Here is a 5602-nt window from a genome sequence, read left to right as displayed (position 1 = left end):
TTTTTGGTTTAAAAGTTTGGTGGGATTGAAAAGAGTGTGTAGTTTTGCACCCGCAAATAACAAAACACGGTTTTAGATTTTGCTAAGTTCATTAACAGATTGTAAATAAAAGCTTAGAATAAGGTTAAAAAATAGTTTGATTTTTTCTTGTTCAAATAAAAATAAAGCTTTTATATTTGCAGTCCGTTTTGGAGCGGTGTTCATTGAAATAGGTTGTAGAAATTTAATTAAAAAAAACTTCAAAAAAGTTTTGTCAGTTTAAAAATAGTTTATAGTTTTGCATCCGCTTTCAGAAATGAAACAAACATGTTCACAGAGATTTTGGAATAACACATTAAGTTAATCAGTTCGATTCTGATGTCTTTACAAAGATTAGATTAATTAAGGTTTCGGTTGAAACAGTATTGAATACCAAGGTTAATTAAGTTCATTGATAATATTGAAATTGACAGCGTAAATAGAGAGAGTAAAGTAACATAGCTTTAACAAGTTAAATTCTTTTGAAACTTATTCATACATAATATTAAAGATTATACAATGAAGAGTTTGATCCTGGCTCAGGATGAACGCTAGCGGCAGGCTTAACACATGCAAGTCGAGGGGCAGCATCAATTGCTTGCAATTGGATGGCGACCGGCGCACGGGTGCGTAACGCGTATAGAATCTGCCTTGTACAGGAGGATAGCCTTTAGAAATGAAGATTAATACTCCATAATGTTGAGATATGGCATCATATTTTAATTAAAGATTTATCGGTACAAGATGACTATGCGTCCTATTAGCTAGATGGTAAGGTAACGGCTTACCATGGCTACGATAGGTAGGGGGTCTGAGAGGATTATCCCCCACACTGGTACTGAGACACGGACCAGACTCCTACGGGAGGCAGCAGTGAGGAATATTGGTCAATGGAGGCAACTCTGAACCAGCCATGCCGCGTGTAGGAAGACTGCCCTATGGGTTGTAAACTACTTTTATATGGGAAGAAACCCCTCTACGTGTAGAGGCTTGACGGTACCATAAGAATAAGCACCGGCTAACTCCGTGCCAGCAGCCGCGGTAATACGGAGGGTGCAAGCGTTATCCGGAATCATTGGGTTTAAAGGGTCCGCAGGCGGTCAATTAAGTCAGAGGTGAAATCCTGCAGCTTAACTGTAGAACTGCCTTTGATACTGGTTGACTTGAGTTATACGGAAGTAGGTAGAATAAGTAGTGTAGCGGTGAAATGCATAGATATTACTTAGAATACCGATTGCGAAGGCAGCCTACTACGTATATACTGACGCTCATGGACGAAAGCGTGGGGAGCGAACAGGATTAGATACCCTGGTAGTCCACGCCGTAAACGATGGACACTAGTTGTTGGATTATTTCAGTGACTAAGCGAAAGTAATAAGTGTCCCACCTGGGGAGTACGGTCGCAAGATTGAAACTCAAAGGAATTGACGGGGGCCCGCACAAGCGGTGGAGCATGTGGTTTAATTCGATGATACGCGAGGAACCTTACCAGGGCTTAAATGTAGAGTGACAGGTCTAGAGATAGATTTTTCTTCGGACACTTTACAAGGTGCTGCATGGTTGTCGTCAGCTCGTGCCGTGAGGTGTCAGGTTAAGTCCTATAACGAGCGCAACCCCTATCGTTAGTTGCTAGCAGGTAATGCTGAGGACTCTAGCGAGACTGCCGGTGCAAACCGTGAGGAAGGTGGGGATGACGTCAAATCATCACGGCCCTTACGTCCTGGGCTACACACGTGCTACAATGGTATGGACAATGAGCAGCCACTATGCGAATAGGAGCGAATCTATAAACCATATCACAGTTCGGATCGGAGTCTGCAACTCGACTCCGTGAAGCTGGAATCGCTAGTAATCGGATATCAGCCATGATCCGGTGAATACGTTCCCGGGCCTTGTACACACCGCCCGTCAAGCCATGGAAGCTGGGGGTGCCTGAAGTCGGTGACCGCAAGGAGCTGCCTAGGGTAAAACTGGTAACTAGGGCTAAGTCGTAACAAGGTAGCCGTACCGGAAGGTGCGGCTGGAACACCTCCTTTCTAGAGAAAGATGGTGAGTTACAAGAGTAATTGTGTGTTATTTTACTACTCTGCTGTTAATTTTATAAAAAAAGACTAAGATCTTAAACTAGTCTCGTAGCTCAGCTGGTTAGAGCGCTACACTGATAATGTAGAGGTCGGCAGTTCGAGTCTGCCCGAGACTACAAAAAGTTTTAAGATCAAGGAAATTCTAGAAGTTGAGGATGTAGTTGTAGAAAGCTACTAACTACTATATACTAACTACTAGTATATGGGGAATTAGCTCAGCTGGCTAGAGCGCTTGCCTTGCACGCAAGAGGTCACCGGTTCGACTCCGGTATTCTCCACAAAGAGTTAGATAGGTTTAATTGCCTGTCATGGCTCATGATAAGTTCATTGACATATTGGTAAAATGATATCGTAAAGAATCAAGATAGAGAGTTAGAGATGATACTCTAACAAAATATTTTTATAAAGAATTATAAAGAGCTCGTTTTGACGCAAGTCAAAGCAAAAAGTACAATAAGCTAAATAAGGGCGTATGGCGGATGCCTAGGCTTTCAGAGGCGATGAAGGACGTGATAAGCTGCGATAAGTTACGGGGAGTGGCACATACATTTTGATCCGTAAATTTCCGAATGGGGCAACCCACTATACTGAAGGTATAGTACCGAGAGGAGCAAACCCGGTGAACTGAAACATCTAAGTAACCGGAGGAAGAGAAAACAATAGTGATTCCGTTAGTAGTGGCGAGCGAACGCGGATTAGCCCAAACCAATGTTGTTACGGCAATATTGGGGTTGTAGGGCTGCGACATTAGAATCTTAGTGAACTAGAATCGTTTGGAAAGACGAACCGTAGAGAGTGATAGTCTCGTATAGGTAAGCGAAGAGGATATAGCAGTACCCTGAGTAGTGCGGGACACGTGTAATCCTGTATGAATCTACCGGGACCATCCGGTAAGGCTAAATACTCCTGAAAGACCGATAGTGAACTAGTACCGTGAGGGAAAGGTGAAAAGAACCCTAAGTAAGGGAGTGAAAGAGAACCTGAAACCGTACGCCTACAAGCGGTCGGAGCCCATTTACTGGGTGACGGCGTGCCTTTTGCATAATGAGCCTACGAGTTACTGTTTCTAGCGAGGTTAAGTATTTTAGGTACGGAGCCGGAGCGAAAGCGAGTCTGAATAGGGCGCATAGTTAGTAGTAGTAGACGCGAAACCGAGTGATCTATCCATGGGCAGGTTGAAGCTGTGGTAACACACAGTGGAGGACCGAACCAGTTGACGTTGAAAAGTCTTTGGATGACCTGTGGATAGGGGTGAAAGGCCAATCAAACTCGGAAATAGCTCGTACTCCCCGAAATGCATTTAGGTGCAGCGTTGAGTAAAAGTTTTATAGAGGTAGAGCTACTGATTGGATGCGGGGGCTTCACCGCCTACCAATTCCTGACAAACTCCGAATGCTATAAAATGTTTCTCAGCAGTGAGGGCATGGGTGCTAAGGTCCATGTCCGAGAGGGAAAGAACCCAGACCATCAGCTAAGGTCCCCAAATATATACTAAGTTGAATAAACGAGGTGGAACTGCTTAGACAGCTAGGATGTTGGCTTGGAAGCAGCCATTCATTTAAAGAGTGCGTAACAGCTCACTAGTCGAGCGGTTCTGCATGGATAATAATCGGGCATAAGTATATTACCGAAGCTATGGACTTATTAAAGTGGTAGGGGAGCATTCTATGGGTGTTGAAGGTGATCTGTGAGGGTTGCTGGAACGCATAGAAAAGAAAATGTAGGCATAAGTAACGATAAAGGGGGCGAGAAACCCCCTCACCGAAAGACTAAGGTTTCCTCAGCGATGCTAATCAGCTGAGGGTTAGTCGGGACCTAAGGCGAACCCGAAAGGGGTAGTCGATGGACAACAGGTTAATATTCCTGTACCTGCACTCATTAAAAGTGACGGATCTCCCAGGTGCTTACGGGGTGACGGAAGTCCCCGTTGAGCCTAGGCTTCGGCCGAAGCGAAAGCAAGTAAGAGGTTCCAAGAAAAGCGAGAGCTGCAGCCCGTACCGTAAACCGACACAGGTAGTTGGGATGAGAATTCTAAGGTGCTCGAGAGATTCATGGCTAAGGAACTAGGCAAAATCGACCTGTAACTTCGGGAGAAAGGTCGCCTACTTCGGTAGGCCGCAGTGAAAAGATCCAGGCGACTGTTTATCAAAAACACAGGGCTTTGCTAAATTGAAAGATGATGTATAAGGCCTGACACCTGCCCGGTGCTGGAAGGTTAAGTGGAGGGTTTAGCTTCGGCGAAGATCTAAAATGAAGCCCCAGTAAACGGCGGCCGTAACTATAACGGTCCTAAGGTAGCGAAATTCCTTGTCGGGTAAGTTCCGACCTGCACGAATGGTGCAACGATCTGGATACTGTCTCAGCCATGAGCTCGGTGAAATTGTAGTATCGGTGAAGATGCCGATTACCCGCAGCGGGACGAAAAGACCCCGTGAACCTTTACTATAGCTTCGTATTGACTTTGGATAAGTAATGTGTAGGATAGGTCGGAGACTTTGAAGCAGTGTCGCTAGGCATTGTGGAGTCAACCTTGAAATACGACCCTTTGCTTATCTAGAGCCTAACTCAGCGATGAGAACAGTGCGTGGTGGGTAGTTTGACTGGGGTGGTCGCCTCCAAAAGAGTAACGGAGGCTTCTAAAGGTTCCCTCAGCACGCTTGGTAACCGTGCGTAGAGTGCAATGGCATAAGGGAGCTTGACTGAGAGACATACAGGTCGATCAGGTACGAAAGTAGAGCATAGTGATCCGGTGGTTCCGCATGGAAGGGCCATCGCTCAAAGGATAAAAGGTACTCCGGGGATAACAGGCTGATCTCCCCCAAGAGCTCACATCGACGGGGGGGTTTGGCACCTCGATGTCGGCTCGTCACATCCTGGGGCTGGAGAAGGTCCCAAGGGTTGGGCTGTTCGCCCATTAAAGTGGCACGCGAGCTGGGTTCAGAACGTCGTGAGACAGTTCGGTCTCTATCTGCTGTGGGCGTTAGAAATTTGAGTGGATCTGACTTTAGTACGAGAGGACCGAGTTGGACGAACCTCTAGTGTATCTGTTGTCTCGCCAGGGGCACTGCAGAGTAGCTACGTTCGGAAGGGATAAGCGCTGAAAGCATATAAGCGCGAAACCCACCACAAGATGAGATTTCTTTAAAGGGTCGTTGAAGATGACAACGTTGATAGGCTATAAGTGTAAGTGCAGTAATGTATGTAGCTGAGTAGTACTAATAACCCATAGGCTTATGTACGTACTTCCCCTCCTAGTGAGGGGAAGACAACTCTTTACTTGATAACAAACGAATTATTTTACCAATTATGTTAACATATACAGTTGAAATACACTGAAACAGTTTAAGGTGATTATAGCAATGGGGCTCACCTCTTACCATTCCGAACAGAGAAGTTAAGCCCATTAGCGCCGATGGTACTGCCACTGGTGGGAGAGTAGGTCGTCGCCTTTCTTTTAAACAAAATCCGATTAGTAATACTACTAATCGGATTTTTTTTTA

At 45.3% G+C, this 5602-nt stretch carries 2 tRNA genes and 3 rRNA genes; all 5 read left to right on the top strand.

The window, feature by feature from the left end:
* Positions 1 to 534: 534 nt before the first annotated feature.
* Positions 535 to 2054, top strand: a 16S ribosomal RNA gene (locus Q1A15_RS20830).
* A 90-nt stretch (positions 2055 to 2144) separates the two neighbouring features.
* Positions 2145 to 2218, top strand: a tRNA-Ile gene (locus Q1A15_RS20825).
* A gap of 88 nt (positions 2219 to 2306) precedes the next feature.
* Positions 2307 to 2380: transfer RNA gene (locus Q1A15_RS20820), tRNA-Ala, on the top strand.
* Positions 2381 to 2553: 173 nt separating this feature from the next.
* Positions 2554 to 5341 (top strand): 23S ribosomal RNA (locus Q1A15_RS20815).
* A gap of 104 nt (positions 5342 to 5445) precedes the next feature.
* Positions 5446 to 5554 (top strand): 5S ribosomal RNA (gene rrf / locus Q1A15_RS20810).
* The 16S, 23S and 5S rRNA genes sit together here with 2 tRNA genes alongside, the layout of an rRNA operon.
* Positions 5555 to 5602 lie beyond the last annotated feature (48 nt).

This window comes from uncultured Tenacibaculum sp., assembly GCF_947495995.1.
Taxonomy (GTDB): domain Bacteria; phylum Bacteroidota; class Bacteroidia; order Flavobacteriales; family Flavobacteriaceae; genus Polaribacter.
The sequence above is the reverse complement of the archived record's forward strand: the minus strand, read 5'-3'. Positions and strand labels throughout refer to the sequence as shown.